Consider the following 3862-nt stretch of genomic DNA (forward strand, 5'->3'; position numbering starts at 1 on the left):
CCAAACGCTCCGCGCCGCTGCCGCGACCCCCCAGCTCATCTCTCTGGGAGAGGGGGGTTGGAGAGCAAGGCAACGGAAATGTTTTATTCCTATTCAAAATGACTATAAATCTCCTCCATTGGCGCTCTTTTGGCAGCCGAGCAACCTCGGCTCCCCAGCCGCTGTGGCACCAACCGACCGGTAAGCAGCCTCTCTGCCGCTTGGCTTACAGCCTCCGCGAGGGAGAAAGTCCATCGTCCCCTCATAATCAAAAAGAACATCTACTTCACGAAGAGTGGTTGGAGCGAAGGGGAGACTGCGCAGATTCAGGAAACCGAGAACCTGATATGGTAGGCGTTATCCTGCCTGATCTGCTCTTTTGCTCAGTGCAGCCTCCCCTCTTCATAGACTGATGCGAGAATTGCCCTCTGATCCTTCCAATCGTGCCGGCGTACCCTTTGGGGATCAGACCCTGGCTCTGATGCGCGTCCAGGAGGCCCTGGATCAATTGGAGGCAGCCATTCTCAGTAGCCCTCGCCTGTTTTGGTCTCGCACCCTTATTGAAGAGGAAAAGATTCTGGAGCAGTTAGACTTTATCCGCCTGAACCTGCCGACAGCCCTGGAGGAAGCGGAGGAACTGCTGCGCCAGCGGGATCGGATCTTGGCAGAGGCCAATCGCTACGCCCAAGAAATTGTGGCCGCGGCCCAACGTAGGGCTGAGCAGCTCCTCAACGAATCGGCGATTCTGCGACAGGCCCAAGCTCAGGCGGAGCAGTTATTGCAACAAGCCTATCAACATAGTGAGGAGGTGCGGCGACAGACACTGCAGGAATCGGAGCGCCTGCAGCGGGAGGCCCACCGTTACGTGGATCAGGTGTTGCAAGACTTGGAGTTGCGGTTGGTGGAGTCCTTGCGGGTGATCCGCAACGGGCGGCAAAATCTGCAGACCTAACAGAGAAGAGTCAGACTGCGACTTGAACGCTGCCTTCAACCTGCGCCAAGAGCACTGTTTTATCTTTGTCCCACGTTGTGCAAGTCTTTTGGAGCGGTGGGTTAGGGATCTCCTGAGCAGGCGAGGGACGGCTCCCCTCGCTAGACTTGAGCAGAAGACGTTCCCCAGCGGCCCTTGACATCCTCTCTGCCCATCATCCTTGGCGTATCAGGCGCTTCAGGGATGCTCTATGCTGTGCGCGCTCTGCATGTTCTGCTCAGCCTGGACTACCGCGTCGAAGTGGTGGCCTCCAAAGCGGCCTATCAGGTGTGGCAGGGAGAACAAGGGGTGCTGCTGCCGACAGACCCCCGCAAGCAGGCCCACTTTTGGCGACAGCAAGCCGAGAGCAGCGGTGGATCCCTAGTTTGTCATCGCTGGCAGGATGTGGGGGCAACCATTGCCAGTGGCTCCTATCGCACGCAGGGGATGTTGGTGATCCCGTGCAGCATGGGTACAGTTGCCAAGTTGGCTGCCGGCTTGAGCTCGGATCTGCTGGAGCGGGCTGCTGATGTGCAGCTCAAGGAGGGACGACGCTTGGTGGTGGTGCCGCGGGAAACCCCCTTTAGCCTGATCCACCTGCGCAACTTGACCACTCTGGCAGAAGCGGGGGCGCGCATTGTTCCGGCCATTCCAGCTTGGTACCACCAGCCGCGTACCATCCTAGATTTGGTGGATTTTGTGGTGGTGAAGGCGTTGGATCAGTTCGGTATTGATGGCGATCTCATTCGCCGCTGGCAGGGGATGCGCCAGCATCAGATCCTCAAGCTGCCCCCTGATCTCTGAGCGGGATCCCTTTTCCCGGCGGCAGGCTGGGATTTGGCTTGGGGGTGTTCCAAGCTGGGGGGGGCCTGTGCCGATAGCCCTCACTTGTGGCACCTTGCCGGGAATAGCTCAGATCACTTGCTGAGCTAGCCGACTCGGGGATCCCGCTGAAGGGGGGTGGGCAAGTCAGGGCAGGTCTCCAGACTGGCCGCCCATTCCCCGATGAGGGTGTTGACCCAGTGAGGCAGCTCGTCGTGGGCGCAGTGGCCTACTCCCGGCAGCTTCACCAAGGTGAGGGCAGGTTGCCAGCGCTTAAATTGGTCTGCCAAAAAACTGGGCACTGCCGGATCTTCTCGGCCCCAAAGTAGCAAGATAGGCATTTTTAGGGTGGGCAGCAGGCGTTTGGGGCTGTCGAAGCGGCGGCAGAGAATGGCCCTCAGACCGTCCAAAAACACGTGGGCTGCCCCCGGCTCAAAGGCCGGTCTCTGGAAGATCTGCACCAGCTCGTCATCCACCTGCTCATCCCGCTTGTAGACATTCTTGATCCAAGCTCGTAGCACCTCGGTTTGTCGCAGCCAGTTGAAGAGGTGGGGATAAGTGAGGGGGCACCCCAGCAACGACAGAATCCCTTCGCAGAGGGCTCGCACCAGAGCATCCCAGGGAGAGGGCAATTCTTCCGGATGGGGCCCATCGGCGCAGCTAATCAAGCACAGGCCCTTCACCACCTGGGGATAGCGGGCGGCGGCAATGACTCCCACCAAGCCCCCGATGGAATGGCCTACCAGGATGCTGGGCTGCTGAATGTGAGTTTGCCAAAACTCGTGTACCTGCTCCACCCACAGATCAACGCTGTAGGCAATCTCCGGCTTGGCACTCTTGCCAAATCCCAGCAGGTCGAGGGCATAGACGGAGCGCTGGGATCCCAGAGGGAGAATGTTGTGGCGCCAATGACCCACTGACGCTCCAAATCCATGGATTAAAAGGGCCGGAGCTGCCGTCAAGTTGACGACACCGGCAGGGGTTTGGGCGCGACTGGGGGTGTAGGTGAAATGGATGGGCCAGCCCCGCCAATGCCAGGTTTGGGAGTAGCCGTAGCGAGGCAAAGCCGACAAGGGATCCCTGTCGCTACCCGTTGGGGAAGGGGAGGGCGCATCAACAGAGGAGAAACCGGGATTGCCGACGGAATTGGCGCTGACCCGAGCAGAAGGGGAAGGATGGGAGTTGAGTCTGTGCAAGGGAGGAGTGGGTGACAACAATAGGCTCATCTCCAATTTAGGCTAGACCAATCTTAGTGGTTTTCTCGGCTCGCCCAAAGCTACTTTGCTACCGGTTCTTCTTTAGGACATGCCAGCATGACTGTGCCCCTGACTCCAGACCCAATGAATGAAGCCTTCCAGGTAGACCCAATCACTGCTGCCAGCTTCCGCCAGATCGATCAAGAGATTGGCCCCCACCCCTGGCAAGGGATCCCTTATGAGGTGGTGCGCCGTGCCATTCATGCCACTGCCGACTTTGAGCTGCGGGATCGCTTTTTCTTCGGCCCCAACGCCGTTGAACACGCCCTGGCAGCCCTACGGCAAAAGCAGCCTGTCATTGTCGATGTCAGGATGGTGGCAGCTGGGATCCAGTCAGGTCTGAAAGCCCAAGGGATCCCCCTCTACTGTGCTTTGGACTGGGTGGAGGAGCCCCGTTGGCCCGGTCAAACCCGCGCCGCCAATGGGATGGTGAACTTGGCACGCCGCTATCCAGAAGCCCTGTTTGTCGTTGGCAATGCCCCCACCGCGTTGCTGGCTTTGGTGGAGGAGATTCGGGCACAGCGGGTCAAGCCGGCTTTGGTGATCGGAGTGCCGGTGGGATTTGTGGCGGTGGAAGAGGCCAAGCAGGCGTTGGCGCAAACGGATGTTCCCCAGATTCGGGTGGAGGGCCGCAAAGGCGGATCCCCAGTTGCTGCTGCCATTGTCAATGCCCTTCTCTTGGCAGCTCAACGGGATCCCATCCCCAACTGACTAGAATTGAAGGGATATCTTCAGACCTTTCCCATGACCCCAGAACAAGAGGAGTGGCTGATTCGCAACCTTCAGCAACAACAAGAACAAATCCAAGAAATGCGGGCCGAGCAGCAGCGGTCGG

The 3862-nt window shown here is 59.0% G+C and carries 4 protein-coding genes; 3 read left to right on the forward strand and 1 reads right to left on the reverse strand.

From position 1 onward, the window contains the following. Positions 1 to 400 precede the first annotated feature (400 nt). Entirely contained in the window at positions 401 to 931 is a 531-nt protein-coding gene (locus NW818_RS13225; RefSeq protein ID WP_238376845.1) for a hypothetical protein, read from the forward strand. Between the two features lie 174 nt (positions 932 to 1105). Next, complete coding sequence (locus NW818_RS13230; RefSeq protein WP_011431889.1) at positions 1106 to 1753, forward strand: flavin prenyltransferase UbiX; 648 nt, start codon at positions 1106 to 1108, stop codon at positions 1751 to 1753. Positions 1754 to 1878: 125 nt separating this feature from the next. Here the strand turns inward: NW818_RS13230 and NW818_RS13235 are convergent, their stop codons facing one another. Beyond that, entirely contained in the window at positions 1879 to 2997 is a 1119-nt protein-coding gene (locus tag NW818_RS13235) for an alpha/beta fold hydrolase (protein ID WP_414424816.1), read from the reverse strand. A gap of 87 nt (positions 2998 to 3084) precedes the next feature. Between NW818_RS13235 and NW818_RS13240 the strand changes: the two genes are divergently transcribed. Next, complete coding sequence (locus tag NW818_RS13240; RefSeq protein ID WP_414341560.1) at positions 3085 to 3738, forward strand: cobalt-precorrin-8X methylmutase; 654 nt, start codon at positions 3085 to 3087, stop codon at positions 3736 to 3738. The last annotated feature ends 124 nt before the right edge of the window (positions 3739 to 3862 follow it).

Source organism: Synechococcus sp. R6-5 (genome assembly GCF_047461775.1).
Taxonomy (GTDB): Bacteria; Cyanobacteriota; Cyanobacteriia; order Thermostichales; family Thermostichaceae; genus Thermostichus.